Here is a 403-nt window from a genome sequence, read left to right on the forward strand (position 1 = left end):
CGGGCGGAGGCCACGATGCTTGCGCCAAACTGGGGTCCGGTTCCAGGCCTGAAGCTTCCGGCCCCGAAAGCCGTCCTTTACGCCTGCGATCATTTCCGTTCCGCATTGTCTTGCCGACCCACCAGTCGAGATGCGCTGAAACGACCTCGCCGGGCAGCAACTTATCATTTGAACCTAATCGATGTGCCGCAAGTCCGACCTTCATTCTTCAGTTCACAGGCTAGCGTTGCCAAAATCGGCGTGCCGCCTAACCGGCGCCGCACCGTGACCTGTCAGGATGCTATGCAGGCGCGAGGCAGAAGCTGGCTCGAGGCCGCCGGCCTGGTGCTGGTCCGGCAGCGGCCGGGCTCGGCCAAAGGCTTCATGTTCCTCTGGAGGATGAGACGGGTGCGGCAAACGTCGT

The 403-nt window shown here is 62.5% G+C and carries 1 protein-coding gene; it reads right to left on the reverse strand.

Going from position 1 to position 403, the window contains the following annotated elements; translation table 11 throughout:
• The coding region (locus tag EN861_RS35915; RefSeq protein WP_210235214.1) for a hypothetical protein at positions 1-205 on the reverse strand (205 nt) is incomplete at its 3' end.
• Positions 206-403: the final 198 nt, after the last annotated feature.

The organism is Mesorhizobium sp. M8A.F.Ca.ET.218.01.1.1, assembly GCF_004791165.1.
Lineage (GTDB): Bacteria > Pseudomonadota > Alphaproteobacteria > Rhizobiales > Rhizobiaceae > Mesorhizobium.